Source organism: Pseudomonas sp. fls2-241-R2A-110 (genome assembly GCF_030209165.1).
In the GTDB taxonomy this organism is placed as follows: Bacteria; Pseudomonadota; Gammaproteobacteria; order Pseudomonadales; family Pseudomonadaceae; genus Aquipseudomonas.
Map to the genome: position 1 here is coordinate 55719 of NZ_JARVSN010000007.1, position 15432 is coordinate 71150.

11 protein-coding genes and 1 other RNA gene are annotated in these 15432 nt (G+C 54.7%); 3 read left to right on the forward strand and 9 right to left on the reverse strand.

What is annotated here, in order from left to right; all coding sequences use genetic code 11:
* Positions 1 to 282: 282 nt before the first annotated feature.
* Together nspC and QRN31_RS05685 are read left to right on the forward strand one after the other, a co-directional pair.
* Positions 283 to 1380 (forward strand): carboxynorspermidine decarboxylase, encoded by a 1098-nt coding sequence (gene nspC / locus QRN31_RS05680; RefSeq protein ID WP_285430730.1) that lies wholly within the window; start codon positions 283 to 285, stop codon positions 1378 to 1380.
* A gap of 29 nt (positions 1381 to 1409) precedes the next feature.
* Positions 1410 to 2654 carry a saccharopine dehydrogenase family protein gene (locus QRN31_RS05685; protein WP_285430732.1) on the forward strand — a complete coding sequence of 415 codons (1245 nt, stop codon included), beginning with the start codon at positions 1410 to 1412 and terminating at the stop codon, positions 2652 to 2654.
* 95 nt (positions 2655 to 2749) lie between these two features.
* Here QRN31_RS05685 and QRN31_RS05690 read toward each other — a convergent pair whose 3' ends face one another.
* The 6 genes from QRN31_RS05690 to pstS form a co-directional block, all read right to left on the reverse strand.
* Positions 2750 to 3385: a hypothetical protein gene (locus tag QRN31_RS05690; protein WP_285430733.1), complete on the reverse strand. Its 636-nt coding sequence runs from the start codon at positions 3383 to 3385 to the stop codon at positions 2750 to 2752.
* Positions 3385 to 4083, reverse strand: a complete 699-nt coding sequence (locus QRN31_RS05695; protein ID WP_285430735.1) for a hypothetical protein — start codon at positions 4081 to 4083, stop codon at positions 3385 to 3387. Before QRN31_RS05695 ends, QRN31_RS05690 begins: the two co-directional genes overlap by 1 nt.
* Positions 4084 to 4184: 101 nt before the next feature.
* A complete protein-coding gene (pstB, locus tag QRN31_RS05700; protein ID WP_405046064.1) occupies positions 4185 to 5018 on the reverse strand; it encodes a phosphate ABC transporter ATP-binding protein PstB in 834 nt (277 codons plus the stop codon).
* Positions 5019 to 5020: 2 nt separating this feature from the next.
* Positions 5021 to 5914 carry a phosphate ABC transporter permease PstA gene (gene pstA / locus QRN31_RS05705; RefSeq protein WP_285430736.1) on the reverse strand — a complete coding sequence of 298 codons (894 nt, stop codon included), beginning with the start codon at positions 5912 to 5914 and terminating at the stop codon, positions 5021 to 5023.
* The gene (pstC, locus tag QRN31_RS05710; protein ID WP_285430737.1) at positions 5914 to 6879 is read right to left on the reverse strand and encodes a phosphate ABC transporter permease subunit PstC; all 966 of its coding nucleotides are present in this window, start codon (positions 6877 to 6879) and stop codon (positions 5914 to 5916) included. The genes pstA and pstC overlap by 1 nt, the downstream gene beginning before the upstream one ends.
* 73 nt (positions 6880 to 6952) lie before the next feature.
* Positions 6953 to 7984, reverse strand: coding sequence for a phosphate ABC transporter substrate-binding protein PstS (pstS, locus tag QRN31_RS05715; protein ID WP_285430738.1), 1032 nt, complete (start codon positions 7982 to 7984; stop codon positions 6953 to 6955).
* Positions 7985 to 8896: 912 nt separating this feature from the next.
* Here pstS and QRN31_RS05720 point away from each other — a divergent pair.
* Positions 8897 to 12652 carry a hypothetical protein gene (locus QRN31_RS05720; protein WP_285430739.1) on the forward strand — a complete coding sequence of 1252 codons (3756 nt, stop codon included), beginning with the start codon at positions 8897 to 8899 and terminating at the stop codon, positions 12650 to 12652.
* A gap of 1309 nt (positions 12653 to 13961) precedes the next feature.
* On the opposite strand, the gene ssrA is transcribed toward QRN31_RS05720, so the two are convergent.
* The 3 genes from ssrA to QRN31_RS05735 all read right to left on the reverse strand — a co-directional run bounded on the left by ssrA (position 13962) and on the right by QRN31_RS05735 (position 15342).
* Positions 13962 to 14359, reverse strand: a transfer-messenger RNA (tmRNA) gene (gene ssrA / locus QRN31_RS05725).
* Positions 14360 to 14454: 95 nt separating this feature from the next.
* Positions 14455 to 14721, reverse strand: coding sequence for a PA2433 domain-containing protein (locus QRN31_RS05730; RefSeq protein WP_259155445.1), 267 nt, complete (start codon positions 14719 to 14721; stop codon positions 14455 to 14457).
* A gap of 348 nt (positions 14722 to 15069) precedes the next feature.
* Positions 15070 to 15342, reverse strand: a complete 273-nt coding sequence (locus QRN31_RS05735; RefSeq protein ID WP_285430740.1) for a PA2433 domain-containing protein — start codon at positions 15340 to 15342, stop codon at positions 15070 to 15072.
* Between the last annotated feature and the right edge of the window lie 90 nt (positions 15343 to 15432).

Genomic DNA, 15432 nt, shown 5'->3' on the forward strand with positions numbered 1-15432 from the left:
TGTTTCATCCGGTTTACAGGTTGATTAACCGACTATGCGGGATGATCGCTGCAACATTGGCGATAATTATCAGATGGACGCTACTGTAAAAACGACGGATCTGGTACAGACTGTTCAGAACCCTATCCGTGTATTACGCGGCGTAGCGAGTAAGTGACGCCCTTAACGCTAGCCTCAGGTGAGTGTATTGACTCTGCGGGCGTTACTTCTGCTCTTTCGATATGCAGTCAGTGAAGGCACAATGCGCATCCTTTTTTGACTGGCCTTGCCGGAGGCCTCGAAATGATCAAAACGCCGTACTACCTCATCGACAAACAAAAGCTGCTGAAGAACATGCAGACGATTGCGTATGTCCGCGAACAGTCTGGGGCCAAGGCCCTGTTGGCGCTCAAGTGCTTCGCCACCTGGTCGGTGTTCGACTTGATGCAGCAATACATGGACGGCACCACGTCGTCGTCGCTCTATGAACTCAAGCTTGGTCGGCAGAAGTTCGAAGGCGAGACCCACGCCTACAGCGTGGCCTGGGCTGACGACGAGATCGAGGAGATGCTCGACAACAGCGACAAGATCATCTTCAACTCCATCAGCCAACTGCAACGCTTTGCCGAGCGTTCCGAAGGCAAAGTCCGCGGCCTGCGCGTCAACCCGCAAGTAAGCAGCTCTGATTATCTGCTGGCCGACCCGGCGCGTCCGTTCAGCCGTCTGGGCGAGTGGGACCCGGTGAAGATCGAAGGCGTCATCGACCAGATCTCCGGCTTCATGTTCCACAACAACTGCGAGAACAGCGACTTCGACCTGTTCGATAAAATGCTCTGCACGATCGAAGAACGCTTCGGTGAGCTGCTGCACAAGGTCAACTGGGTCAGCCTGGGCGGCGGCATTCACTTCACCGGTGAAGGCTATGCGCTGGACGCGTTCTGCGCGCGGCTCAAGGCGTTCTCGCAAAAATACGGCGTGCAGGTCTACCTGGAGCCGGGCGAAGCGGCGATCACCAACAGCGCCTCGCTGGAAGTGACCGTGCTCGACACTCTGTACAACGGCAAGCACCTGGCGGTGGTGGACAGCTCCATCGAAGCGCATCTGCTTGACCTGCTGATTTATCGCCTCAACGCCAAGCTCGCACCAAGCGAGGGTGATCACGCCTACATGGTGTGCGGCAAGTCGTGCCTGGCCGGAGACATCTTCGGTGAGTATCAATTTGATCGTCCGCTGGCCATCGGTGATCGGCTTTCATTCATCGATACAGCGGGCTACACCATGGTCAAGAAGAACTGGTTTAACGGCCTGAAAATGCCATCCATCGTGGTGAAACAACTCGACGGTACAGTCGAAGTGGTTCGCGAATTTGGTTTTGAAGACTACCTGTCCAGCCTTTCGTAAAGCGGACATATAAAGGAGAGATACCGCAATTGAAAAAGAACGTTCTTATCATTGGCGCAGGAGGTGTCGCTAAGGTGGTGGCCCACAAGTGCGCGCAGCACAACGACGAACTCGGTCGTATTGCTATCGCGTCGCGCAACATCTCCAAGTGCCAGGCCATCATCGACAGCGTCAAGGCCAAGGGTAGCCTCAAAGTACCCGCCGACATCAAGGCCTTCGCGCTGAACGCTCTGGATGTCGAGGCGACCAAGGCACTGATCCTCGAAACCGGATCGCAGATTGTCATCAACGTCGGTTCCGCCTTCCTCAACATGTCGGTGCTGCGCGCCTGCATCGATACCGGCGCAGCCTACCTGGACACCGCTATTCACGAAGAGCCGGGCAAGGTCTGCGAGACACCACCGTGGTACGGCAACTACGAGTGGAATCACCTCGAGGAATGCCAGCAGAAAAACATCACCGCCATTCTTGGCGTGGGCTTCGACCCCGGCGTGGTCAATGCCTATGCAGCTTTGGCGAAGCAAGAATATTTCGACAGCATTGATTCGATCGACATTCTCGACGTCAATGCCGGTTCGCACGGCAAGTATTTCGCTACCAATTTCGACCCGGAAATCAATTTCCGCGAGTTCACCGGACAGGTGTGGAGCTGGCAGAACAGCCAGTGGACCAGCAACGCCATGTTCGAAGTGAAACGCACCGACAACCTGCCGGTTGTAGGGTCGCAGAACCTGTACCTGACCGGCCACGATGAAGTGCACTCCCTGTCGAAAAACCTCGGCGTGCCCAACGTGCGTTTCTGGATGAGCTTCGGCGAGCACTACATCAATGTGTTCACCGTACTGAAAAACCTCGGCCTGCTCTCCGAGCAACCGGTCAAGACTGCTGAAGGTCTGGAGGTCGTGCCACTGAAATTGGTCAAGGCCGTGCTCCCTGATCCAGGCTCGCTGGCGCCGGGCTACACAGGCAAGACCTGCATCGGTGATCTGGTCAAGGGCACCAAGGATGGCCAGCCGCGCGAAGTCTTCATCTACAACGTGGCCGACCACGAAGAAGCGTACGCAGAAACCGACAGCCAGGGCATTTCCTATACAGCTGGCGTGCCGCCCGTGGCCGCAGCGCTGCTGGTTGCCCGTGGCGAGTGGGACGTGCAACGCATGGTCAACGTCGAGGAGCTGTCGGCTGAGCCGTTCCTCAAGGCACTGGATGTGATGGGCCTTCCAACCCGCATCAAGGACGAGAATGGAGATCGTCCCTGGAACGGCAACGTCTGAGGCTCGTAACCTGCCGCTGAGCTTCATTGCCAGCGCCAAAAACGCCGCTCATTGAGCGGCGTTTTTGTTTGTACGTGATTTGTGGATTGTGAACATCAGGAGGAAAAAACTTCCGAGCGTTGTTGCGCGGGCTCCTTGTGTCTGTGCGGTTGCTGCCGGGCTAGCCGCGCCTGGACGTCAGTGACTGCATCCAGGACTTTCTGCGCCCAGCGCTCATCTTCCGGGTGCACGACAACCACGCGAAAACCGTGGTCATGACCTTCAATCCGTACGCCTTCGGAATCATCGACATGCAAGTCGATATCGAATGCCGGCGGAAACTTCGAGGGCGCGTTCGACAGCCCATGCACCGTCAGGGCACGGTTATGCCGCACACTGTTGACCACGCCGTCGACACGGATCCCGTAAAGCAATAACCAGCGCCGGATGTAGGACGGCGTGCGCCCCGACGATGTGTAGACCCAGATGCTGCAGCCCTGGCGACGTAATTCTCGGGTCAGGGAGCGTGTTCCGATCCGCAACGGCTCACCCAGCCAACGGTGAACACAGGCTGGCAGCCGGCTTTTCTCGACTGCGCAGTGGTGGAGTTGGCAGGCCAGCGTGTCATCGATATCAAACGAAATCCGTATGCGTGCACGCCTGAACGCGGGCATCGGGATGGCACGCTGGATGGCGTGCCATACCCGGCTGGCGGACGTTCGGCATTTGGCGAGCATTGGATACCAATCCATCAACGGCCTCCCTGATGGGCGGGCACGCGTTTGTCTTTGAGAAAAAACTTCAAGGGATCAGGCGCCTGTTCTTCCAGGAAAGCTGCATATTTTTTCTTGATTTTGGGCAATTCGTACAACGCCTTGACGCCATGCTTGGCGGAGTTGCGTATGACCGAGGACGGGTTGAAGTAGCCCTCGGCGTTTTTCAGTGTCAGCACGAACGGCGGCAGACCTGCGCGCATCAGCAGATAGCTGACGATAAGCGAGCCGCTACGGTTGTTGCCTTCAATGAACAATTGCGGCTTGCTGAGGATGCGCACATACACACCGGCGGCACGCTTCCAGACTGATTCGCTGCGATGCGCAGAGTACCAGTTGAACAAGTCTTTGATTCCACCTTCCACGTTGTTGAAGAAGTGTTCCTCAGTGGCGGCAAGGTGTTGAGCGAATTCCAGCCGGCGGGCCGGGTCTCGGCCGCACAGCACCGTGGCATTGATCTCCAGCATCAGATTCAACTGCTGAAGATCAAACAGGTCGACATCCCGTGCAACGTAATCGTCAATCAGGGCATAGCCTTCAAGCACGTTCTGCAGCACTTCGTCCGTCAAGGGATCTCGCTGCTCGGTGAATTGCGTGCTGAGCTCGGCAAACCGACTTTGCACCTCACGCAGCGCACGTTCAATCGCAGGCAAATCAAGACGACGCTTTGCGAACATTGGTAATCCTGATGAAGATGAGTGAGAAGGTGAAGCGACCGAATGCACGCCAATGTCGTGTGGCCGTTGGCGGCATTCGGTCCTGACCGGATGGTTGTCGACTAGCTGAATTTGCCGCTGATGTAATCGCTGGTCATTTGCTCACGCGGATTGTCGAATATCTGCGCAGTGGGGCCCATCTCAACCAGATAACCGGTACGCGTGCCCTGCGAAATATCCACCGAGAAAAATGCCGTCGTGTCAGCGACACGGATCGCCTGCTGCATGTTGTGGGTGACCAGAGCGATGGTGTAGTCCTTCTTCAACTCGACCATCAATTCCTCGACACGGCGGGTGGCAATCGGGTCGAGTGCCGAGCACGGCTCATCCAGCAACAGGACTTCCGGTTCGGTGGCGATAGCGCGGGCGATACAGAGCCGTTGCTGCTGGCCCCCCGAGAGGGACAGGCCGCTGACCTTGAGCTTGTCCTTGACTTCATCCCACAACGCGGCGCCCTGCAGTGCGTGCTTGACGCGGTCACCCAGGTCGCCCTGGTAGCGATTGAGGCGCAGGCCGAAAGCAACGTTATCGAAAATGCTCATCGAGAACGGGTTCGGCTGTTGGAACACCATCCCGATATAGCGACGCACGACCACTGGATCGACGCCCTTGCCATACACGTCTTGCCCGAGGAAATGCACATGGCCCTCGAAACGAAAGCCCTTTACCAGATCGTTCATCCGATTGAGGCTGCGCAGCACGGTGCTCTTGCCGCAGCCGGAAGGACCGATGAATCCGGTGATCTTGTTCTTCTCGATCGGCACATGGCTGTCACGGACCGCCATGAAGTTGCCGTAGAAAATCTTGTCGAGTTTGCAGTCCATGACCACAGATGCCTGGGCCTCGAACGGGGCGGCTTTTTGCGCAGATAATACGTTCACAGTATTTGCTCCCATTCTCAAAACTTCGGCTTGCCGAAAATACGGCTGACGATATTCACGATCAGCACGATCATCACCAACACAAGCGAGGCCGCCCATGCGAGCTCAAGCTGATTGTCGAACGGCATGCCGGAGAAGTTATAAATCAGTACGGCAAGCGATGCGGTCGGGTTCATGACCGCCAGGCTGCCGTCGTGGTAGATCCAGTAGTTGCTGAACAGGGCGGTAAACAGCAATGGCGCGGTTTCGCCGGCTGCGCGCGCCACCGCCAGCATCACGCCGGTCAGCATCGCCGGCATGCCGGTAGGCAATACGATTTTCCAGATGACCTGCGAGCGGGTGCAGCCCATGCCGTAGGCCGCATCCTTCATGATCTTGGGCACCATCCGCATCGACTCTTCAGCGGTAAGCACGACGATAGGCAGCATCAGCACTGCCAGTGCCACGCCGCCCGCCGGTGCCGAGTACGTACCGGTGGTCATCACCACCAGGGCGTAGGCGAAAACCCCGGCCAGAATCGAAGGCAGCCCCGTGAGCATCTTGGCGGCGAAGCGCGCGGCGTTGGCCAGCTTGCTGTCCGGTCCCAGTTCAGCCAGGAAGACTGCCGCCATGATGCCGACCGGAACCGCGATTGCGGCTGCGATACCGACCATGACAAAGGTGCCTGCCATCGCGTTGCCGAAGCCGCCGCCGGTCTCGAACCCGGTCGGCGGAAGTTCGGTAAACACCTCAAGGCGCAGACGGGCACCTCCGCGCGTAATCAGCATGTAGAGCACGGAAATCAGGGGCACGCTGGCCAGCAGGGCGCCCGCCCAGACCAGAGTGGTCAACACCAGGCTGCGCAGGGCGCGGCCTTCAAATTTGCGCTGCAGACTTGGCAGCGCGGCTACAGGAGAACTGAGGTTATTCATCATTTAGTACCCCGCTGGGCATAGACCATGATCATGGAACCGATGACGTTCACTATCAGGGTGATCAACATCAGGACCAGTGCGGCATACATCAACACCTCAACCTCGGTCGGCCCGGCCTCGGGAAAATTCAGCGCCAGCAAAGCTGCCAGCGTGTTGGCCGGTGCAAACAGAGAAAGAGAAATATTGTTTGAGTTGCCGACCAACATCGCCAGGGCCATCGTTTCACCCAAGGCCCGACCCAGGCCCAGTACCAGTGAGCCGAAAATGCCGGTGGCAGCGGATGGCACCATCACCTTGAGAATCGCTTCCCAGTGGGTGGTCCCCATGCCGTAGGCGGCTTGCTTGGTTTTCATCGGTACGCCCGTGAGGGCATCCTGCGAAACGGCGGCAATCGTCGGCAGGATCATGATGGCCAGCACCAAGGCGGCGGGTAACAGGCCTGGTCCGCTCAAGGTCGTGCCGAAAAAAGGTATCCAGCCAAGTTCGCTGTTCAACCAGTCCGTGAGGGGCCGAATGGCCGGAATCACCACGTAGATCCCCCACAGACCGTAAACGACGCTGGGAATCGCCGCGAGCAACTCGACAATGGTGCGAAAAATGGCGGCAAGCTGGGCAGGCAGGAAATCCTGGGTCAGGAAAATCGCCATGCTGACGCCGAAAAAGCCTGCGATCACCAACGCGATCAGGGCGCTGTAGAGCGTGCCCCAAATGGCCGGCAGAATGCCGTACTTGCCTTGGTTCACATCCCAGACGGTGCCCAAAAGGACGTCCAGACCGTGCTTCTCAATGCCTGGAAGTGCCTTGCGTCCCACCTCGAATACCAAGGCAAACACCAGCGCCAGAACGAGAACCACGCCTATCCGCGCAAGCGCGCGGAAGGTGCGATCAAGCAGGAAATCCTTTGCAGAAGGGGGCTGGCATGCAGAGTCCGGATTAACCGGTACGACAAATGGCTTGTTCATGGGCTAATTCCGGAGCGTGGGGGAAATTCCTTCGGCGAGGCTGATAGCGCACGCCGAAGGAACCTCGCGAGCGTCACTGGATGTTGGAGGAAGCTTTACGAACCTGCTCGACGACCGATTGCGGCAGGGGGATGTAACCCATCGAATCGGCGATTTTCTGGCCTTCAGTCAGGCTGTATTCGACCATTTCGCGCATGGCCTTGGCCTTGGCCGGGCTCTCGTTCTGCTTGCGGAAAATCATCCAGGTGTAGGACGTGATCGGGTAGGACTTGGCACCGTCTGGATCGGGCAGCCAGGCCACCAGGCTTTCCGGCATCTTCACCGCAGCCAGAGCCTCAGCTCCGCTTTCCGCGTTCGGTACAACGTAAGCGCCGGCCTTGTTCTGCAACTGGGCAAAGTCGACCTTAGCCAGCTTGGCGAAACCGTATTCGATGTAGCCAATCGCACCTGGGGTCTGGCGTACGGTGGCTGTTACACCGTCATTCTTGGGCGATTTGATGAACTTGTCGCTGGCCGGCCAGTTGACTGTGTTGCCTTCACCCAGCTCCTTTTTGAACTCAGGATTGATTGCCGCAATGTGCTTGGTAAATACCGCGGTAGTACCGCTGGAGTCCGCACGCACGACAACCGTGATCGGCATGTCAGGCAGTTTCAGTTCCGGGTTGGCCGCGACGATCTTTGGATCGTTCCAGCGAGTGATCTTGCCCAGGAACACATTGGAGTAAACGTCGCGCGGCAATTTAAGCCCTTTGGGGCTGCCCGGCAGGTTGTAAGCCAGCACGATTTCACCCGCGGTCATCGGCAGCAACTGCGCGCCCTCTGCAACCTTGGCGATGTCTTCGTCTTTCATGGCCGAGTCACTGGCCGCGAAATCTACGGTTTTGTTCAGGAAGTCCTGCACACCCGCACCGCTGCCCTTGGATTGATAATCCACGGTGACGCCAGTGGCTTTCTTGCTGAAATCCTTGAACCAGGTGAGGTAGATCGGTGCTGGGAAACTGGCACCAGAACCTGTCAGGCGGACGCTGTCATTAGCGAAAGACACTGAGGAGGCACAAAGAGAAACCGTAACGGCGAGCGCAGCAGACTTGATCAAACTTTTCATTAAAGGAACTCCTTGTGATAACGGGCTCCCGGACTTTGAAGTAAGTTTGTTAAGTTTTTATGATGGTTGGGCGGTTAGGGTGTTTTGGAGGGGGCCCCCGGTGTCAGGGTAGGGGCAGGGCCACCGAATCTATCGGTGAGGATGTCATCCTTGTTTTTCGGTTTGATCGCCTTGAGCAGGCGGTTGGAGAGGTGGGTGGTTTGAGCGCATATGAAATGTACTTCATGACACTATTTGGTATTTCGTAGACGTCTTTAGATGTTGAATAGGTGGCCGGGGCCGTTTGAACCGGCCTATGTTGCCCCAGTAATCATTGGGCTTGGTGTGGTTGCGTTACCCAAGGCATACACAGGGGCATACACGCTGCTGGTTGCTGTGACGTGTCAGGCAAGAAAAAATGACCGGTGATGAGTATACCTAAGGCCATAACCTTAAGTTCCATTCCTGCAACTGATCGTTACGCGTGACGCTGGCGATTGGAATCCTCATTGAGCATCTGAACCCGCGTCAAAAATTCCGAAAGTGCCTTGCGTAACGTGCCAACCAACTCGGACCAACCTGTCGGTTGTCGTGTCAGCGGGGCGGATTCAGTCTTCGTTGCATCGAATCTGGGGTGAAACCCTTATTGGCTGGGGCTTTGGTTGCTTTAACTAAGCAACAACCAACCACCGAAACAAGGTCATATAAAGCGAACGAGCGGGGCACGAATTACCCCCTATAGGGGTGGGGGGCGGGAGTACCTTTTCGAAATTCCCCCTCCTCACTGTACTGCGCGGGGCGTTCGCCCTCACGTGCTTAAATTTCACGATTGCATTTTGCTAGTAGAACGGCGAGCTTGCGATACTAAGAATCTCCATCGCACTTGGTTTGTTATCAATCTACAAATCATTGCCACAACAAAGGACAGAGTACATGCAGTGGATAGATGAGGCGGGGTTAGCTGCTTGGGCGAAACGACTCGATGCCCGTGCGTACCTCCCGGACATGATTGCCGATCTAATAAGAGCATCTATTACCGACCTCAGCCGCTTTAGGTTTCCCGGAGGCGACTCAGGTCAGGTTCGTGGCTGGGACGGAAGCCTGGAGACTACAGAATCAGCAGAGTTTGTTCCGGCCGGCAAGTCCAAGTGGGAGTTTGGTTCAGGTGCAGGTGCTGCTAAGGCTTCTGCCGACTATACGAAGCGTACGGGGAAAACTGACCCTGCGGAAATGGCAGAAAATACCCTCATATTGGTTAATTTGGAGAAGTGGGATACGCCGCGAGAGCTATTAACAGCCTGGGAGAGCGAGCGAAAAGCAGAGGGCAAATGGAAAGATGTCCGTTATCTGGACGCAGTTGAGCTGGTTCACTGGCTTGATCGTCACCCCGCGGTAGCTGCGCTCTATGCAAGGACCGTTCTACTAACGGCACCAAAGGATGGGGCACTTAGTACGGACGAGTTTTGGGAAATGTACAGTACTCGGTTCAAGCCCTCCCTTCACGAGAAAGTAGTGATTGGTGACCGACAGGAAATCGCCGATGAATTATTGCAAAAGCTAGTTGGGCCTGCTCAAGCAGTGATGCTGGGGGTAGAAGCGGCAATTGAGGTAGTAGCATTTGCGGTTGCGGCGATTCGCATGGCAAAGCCAGAGGTGCGGAGAGCCCTGGAGGTTAGAACCCTTATTGTGGAGTCTGAAGCGGCTGCCCGCTTTCTGAGTAGGCATACAAACCTGACATTTATTACCACCCAGAAAGGTGATGATATGTCGGGAATGCTAGCTTCCATCGGACCAACTTTGTCCGCCGCCACTGGTGTGCAGGCAAGGAAGCACAAAGGGCTTACGCGCTCTACGGCCAATGGAATGGTCGATGGATTCATGGAAATGGGTCTCGAGCGGGAGGATGGGTACGAACTCGCCCATCGATGCGGCCGCAGTCTTACAATCCTTGAACGGCTGATCTCAAACCGGCCTTACCAACCTCCAGAATGGGGTCGTCAGGCCAACGACTTGAAGGCTGCATTCTTAGCCGGAGGTTGGTCTGTGGAGCAGGAGCTGGACAAAACCGTTCTCAAAGAGCTATCGGGGCTCGCGGATTATGCTGCGTTGGAGGAAAAGCTTCACCCCACCATCATGCTTGCTGATCCGCCGTTTGATTGTATAAGTGACTATTGGCAAGTACGGGCACCTGTTGATGCCTTTAGTTTTTATGGTCATCTGATAGGTGAGCCTGATCTACATCGCCTGAAAGCTGCCGCTATTAAGGTATTCAGTCATGTTGTAGATAAACCCTCTCGTGATCAAAAATTTAGCCTTAACTACGTTTCTCCTGCGGACTACAGTAAATGGCTTCGAGATGGGCTGGCTCTCACGCTTCTCATCATTGCTACCATGGACAAGGTTGGTGGCCTTAAAATCACCAAAGGCACCTCGCAAAACTTCGTTGACGAGATTCTAAATACGCTTCCAGAGTGGGGAAGAAACCACCGCATATTAATAGGGCTCTCGGAGCAGATCATGCTGTTGGCGGAGGCCGCGCCTAACCCTTTTTTGACGGCCCTCGAGTGTATGCTCGGGGGCGAACGTAGCGAAGTCGTTCGCCTCTTTGCCGATCAAGGCGATGATATTTTTGGGTCTACTAGTCCACACATATATATCTTATGGGCGCTTGAAATTTTAGCTTGGGATCCGAAATTATTGAATCGGGCCACTCTTATTCTCGCTAGGCTCGCTGAGATCGATCCGGGTCAAGATTCGCGTGCTTCGAATCGTCCGATAAACAGCCTGCGAGCGATCTTGCTAAGTTGGTCGCCGAACACTCACGCCACACTTAGGCAGCGCATTTCCTGCCTCGACCAAATTATAGCTGCGTGCCCGGCCGTAGGGTGGCAGTTGTTAGTGAAACTATTGCCGCGATCACATGACACATCCGCGCCAACTCAGAAGCCAAAATTACGTGATGTTGCGCCTATCAATGAGGAGTCGTTGACATTCGGGTTGGTTTGGGACTTTGAACATGCAGTGGTTAGTCGTGCCATTCGAATGGCTGAAAGGAACGAAGATAGAGTTATATTGCTCGTCAAGTCACTTTCTTCGTTCAATCCTGATGATAGAAAGGCTATGTTGCTGTTTTTGAATGATTATCTTGCCGGACAAAAAAGTGGTGAGATAAATTCAGTATGGAGCACACTGCGCTCTGAGGTCGCTAAGCATGAGTTTTATGCTGAAAGTGACTGGGCTATAGCGGAGGAGGAAAGAAAGGGTATTGAGGAGTTGCTTGATCGCCACCGCCCAACTGATCCTTTTGTCGAGGACAAGCAATTGTTCGATGATTGGTTACCACATGTAGCACGTTACAAGCCTGAAGACCTTGATAATCCTGATGATTATAGAAAGGAAGCGCTAGAGCGCATTCTTTTGCGCGATGGTCCGCAAGGGATTGTTGAGCTTGCCCACCGAGTTGCATTACCCAATCTAGTTGGCCAGGCCTTAGATCGATCTGAAATTACGCAGCAACAACTTCTCACGCTACTCGATGCAGCCTTAAGCTCAACTGCCCCTGGGGAGCTGGCGATGTGTGCTTCCGCTATAGGCGCTAGACGCTTTGGTCAAGAATGGGCAGAAGTCCTTCGCGAGCGAATATTTCCGCTGGTGGGTACTTCAAGTGAGAAGGCAAAACTTCTTCTTGGCTGGCCAATGACTTTGTGGACTTGGGAGTTTGCGAAGTCGCTCGGTAAGGACGTTTACGATGAATACTGGCAACGCATAAATTTTCTGCCACTGGATTGTCCACTGGATATGCTCCTACTTGCTGTAGGAGAGTTGCGCCGTATGCGGCGGAGTATTGAAGCATTAGGTGCCGTAAATTCACGGATTAGGCAGCTACCAACTGAAATTATTTTTTCTCTTCTTGAAGAGGGGCAGGAACAGCTTGCACATGCCAATGTTCAAGGAGGAGGCGGCATGCTCTCTTATTACTTGGATGAAGCATTTAAAGAGCTAGAGTCCAGAGAAGATGCAAGGCGAGAGGAGATCGCACGGTGGGAATATGCATATCTTCCGCTGTTGTCAAATAGTCAGCGCTTACTTGTGTTGTATGAGTTTCTAGCCCAAGATTCAGCGCTTTTTGTCGAAGTGCTATCTCATGTTTTTCGAGGCAAGAAATCCGAGCCAAAAACTGAAGTTAGCGATCAAGAAAAGTCACGAGCGAATGTGTCGTATCGTCTGCTTTTATCTTTCAAACGAGTCCCAGGCACCAAGAATGGACTGGTTAGCTTGGCAGAGTTGGAATCGTGGGTATTAGGCGTTCGAGAAGAAGCTGCTAAGCGTGATCTTTCAGATATGGCCGATCAGCACATCGGGAAGGTGTTGGCCTACGCTGAGCATTCTCCAACAGAGGAGTTACTTTGGCCTCCCTCCGCTGTTTGCACCGTTATCGAACGATTTGCGTCGGAGCAGATTGAAAAGGGGTTCGTACTCGAGTGCATAAATAAACGAGGAGTCTATTCAAAGGCATTGCATGAGGGGGGTGCACAGGAGCGGGCGCTAGCGGGAATGTATCAGCGCTGGGCTGAAGCAGCGTCTGAGTTTCCTCGCTCCGCTGCCATGTTGCAAAGAGTTGCTGATTCATGGATCGCTTACGCTGAACGAGAAGACTTGAGTGCTGAAATCGACAAATTGAAACGATGAGAAATCGTGCGCATATTTGTAGGGGCCGGCTGTTCTATTGAGGTAGGCAGTTGACTCCCCTGTAATCAATGTCTGAACACATGCCCAGCCCTGTAGCAGCAAGCCTCTACGAGCAGGGCAGGGTTTTATGTGTCTCAGTTATGTCTTGTGAACACCTGCCCCACCCCGCAGGTGAAGGCAAGCAAAGCTACGCTCATCAAGTCAGGTGTGCCAGCGCTCTAGGGCCACCCGCATATGGTAATTCTCAGGCTCCTGAACGCGGACACGCTCCAGCGCAGCGTGTGATCAACCAGGCGCAATCCGCGCCTGTCCATTAAGCTGCCCTATGCGTCCCCGTAACTGAGGCACCTTTGATTGCGGGTTTCACGTCACTTGGACACCCAACCAACGATCATTCGGACGCTCGTTCCACGCTCACCTGGATACCTGATTCATGTCCATTTGGACAGGCAGTCGGAGCGCAGCGACGCAGGTTTGCATAGTCAGTCTGAAGTCCTGTTACCGTCACGCCTGCGCATTGATGTGCACAGGTCTTCCCGCTTCAAGCGACGGTGGGCGGTGGCCTGATGCTCGATACAGGCGATGGTGTTGGCCGTGAAGGCAGGTACTGGCGCGACTTGCGGGCTTTGCGTCGGTCATTGCTCCACTCGCACGCCGAAGATGAAAACATCTCAGCACAGGGGAGGCAGTCAAGATCTAGTGATCTTATGAGTAACTTGGTCGATGGTAAGTTTGTCCGTGACCAGTCCATCGATAGAAGTGAGGCCGCGCAAGTCACGGGTGGAAGTCGCGGGGCGTTAGATTCTGTCGTATCCACAGAAAATGGCCGATCCGTCCTGCTGTCCAGCGAGGCGCCGCTGGGGCGCGACTTGCACAACCTCGATCAAATGATAGGCGAGGTAACCGATCAGTTTCTAGTAATTCATCCACCGATACCGAAACATCGGCGTTTGCGCTTGGTTAACGTGTCGGCACGTTAGCCATAAGAAAAGGGGACGCATTTATTTAAAAGTCGCGCTTGGCTTTTCCTCTGCACCATAGGGACTAGGCAGTCAGCTTTTAGTGTCACGCTGGCAATCTTGGAGGACTTCTAAGGCGTGAATTCGGTTGTGATGGAATTGGCCCATCAGCGCACACGGTGTGTCAGATTTTTGGTAGCTAAACACGCCTCGTCGCGTGCAAGCCTCGCGCCCACAGCTTTACGCTGCCCCGAGAGCTTGCGCATTTCGCAGGGCATGGTCGAGCCAAAATCCCCAACCCCCAGATGCAACAAAACCCGCACTTGGCGGGTTTTGTTTTGCTTCGTATTTGGTGGAGCCGGGGGGATTTGAACCCCCGTCCGCCAGTACTCCGCTGTCGGTACTACATGCGTAGCCGTTTCTATTAAGTTAACCCTCAGCGACCCGAAGGGCAGGGTGCTTTGGGCGAGTTGTGTAAGTTTTAGCCGCTTCGTCCACAACGTACTGCACGGCGATTCTGTTCTATATGACAATCACTTTGGGTTTACAGACATCCCCTGGTGATTGCTGGACCCGAAGGTACCAGAAGCTCAGGATCTAAAGCTGCTTACGCAGCGAGAGAGAATTCCTGGCCGTAGGTTTCGTCATTGGCAACTATAAGTAGTTGCAACAGTGGATTTACGAGTTCTGTTACCAACTCGGCATGCACCTAAAGTTTCGCAACCGGCGTCGAATCCTAAACGGCCCCGAGCCTGTTGCTCTGTGAGTCAAAGTGAGCAACAAGCACGTGCAGTGTACGCCAACACGGCTCAGAAGGCCAACCCGAAGGTTGTCCATCGCACGTTACGGGGTGACCTGGTTGGCGAGTGACAATCCTTGAGTGGCCTCGGTGACGCATTTTTTGTCGTCCTTGGAGGCTTGTGAAGCTTTGGCGCTGGCCAGAAGCCTTTTGACCTCCACTATGGTGTTTGTGGAGGTCGCCGGCAGTGAGCTGACTTTATTTTCGAGCTCTTGCACCTTGCTCATACACTGGCTGTTGTCCGCAGCAAATACGGGAGAGGCCAACATTGCAGCAGAAATCAACAGGCCAGCGAGTGCGGTACGTTTCATGGATATCTCCTTTACCTGATGGTCTCGGTGCTGCTGTGTGAGCGAGCGGCTTGGCCGAGGACGGAAAAATTAATCACGATTGATGGGGCCTACATAAAAGACTACGGCGGGGCGCAGTAATTCGGTTTTAGCAGAATGGCTATGAAAAAATTGTTTGATAGAAGCAGAGGGGATATCGCCTCTTTTCATTGGTAGCCTCTTTCGGAGCTTCGCTCCTATGGGCTCTGGGACTCAAGCATGGGGTAAGCTTTCATGACGACGCGGGCGGTGCACGCCTGACCAAATCCCAGATGCAACAAAACCCGCAAATGGCGGGTTTTGTCTTGCTTCGTACTGGATAGTGCTGCGTTACTTCCCGCCTTTGTTCGCGTCCTTGATCATCTTGATGGTGTCGTTGGTCTCGGCGATGCAATCGTCAGTACCTTCCTTGGTGCCTTTTGCGTGGTCCGCTTGGGCTTGTTTTACGGAGTCCTCTACCTGGTCAGAGATTTCCTCAGGAATCTGTGTCCTGGCATTTTCGATGGTTTTCAAGTTGACCGCACATTGGTCTTCAGCGGCAAACGAAGTGGACGCCATCAGTGAGACAGTAACGAACAGACCTAACAGTACAGAACGTTTCATGTGTATCTCCTTGAACTGAGGGTCCAGGCATCGCTGGCCATCAGGACGGGCTGCCGAGTTTAGGTAAAGCCCGGTCGTCCGGGCTTATTG

What these genes read in the sequence shown, in the direction of transcription:
- nspC (WP_285430730.1), top strand. Translation starts at nt 283, where the DNA reads ATGATCAAAACGCCGTACTACCTCATCGACAAACAAAAGCTGCTGAAG.
- QRN31_RS05690 (WP_285430733.1), bottom strand. Translation starts at nt 3,385, where the DNA reads ATGGATTGGTATCCAATGCTCGCCAAATGCCGAACGTCCGCCAGCCGG.
- QRN31_RS05695 (WP_285430735.1), bottom strand. Translation starts at nt 4,083, where the DNA reads ATGTTCGCAAAGCGTCGTCTTGATTTGCCTGCGATTGAACGTGCGCTG.
- pstB (WP_405046064.1), bottom strand. Translation starts at nt 5,018, where the DNA reads ATGGGAGCAAATACTGTGAACGTATTATCTGCGCAAAAAGCCGCCCCG.
- pstA (WP_285430736.1), bottom strand. Translation starts at nt 5,914, where the DNA reads ATGAATAACCTCAGTTCTCCTGTAGCCGCGCTGCCAAGTCTGCAGCGC.
- pstC (WP_285430737.1), bottom strand. Translation starts at nt 6,879, where the DNA reads ATGAACAAGCCATTTGTCGTACCGGTTAATCCGGACTCTGCATGCCAG.
- pstS (WP_285430738.1), bottom strand. Translation starts at nt 7,984, where the DNA reads ATGAAAAGTTTGATCAAGTCTGCTGCGCTCGCCGTTACGGTTTCTCTT.
- QRN31_RS05720 (WP_285430739.1), top strand. Translation starts at nt 8,897, where the DNA reads ATGCAGTGGATAGATGAGGCGGGGTTAGCTGCTTGGGCGAAACGACTC.
- QRN31_RS05730 (WP_259155445.1), bottom strand. Translation starts at nt 14,721, where the DNA reads ATGAAACGTACCGCACTCGCTGGCCTGTTGATTTCTGCTGCAATGTTG.
- QRN31_RS05735 (WP_285430740.1), bottom strand. Translation starts at nt 15,342, where the DNA reads ATGAAACGTTCTGTACTGTTAGGTCTGTTCGTTACTGTCTCACTGATG.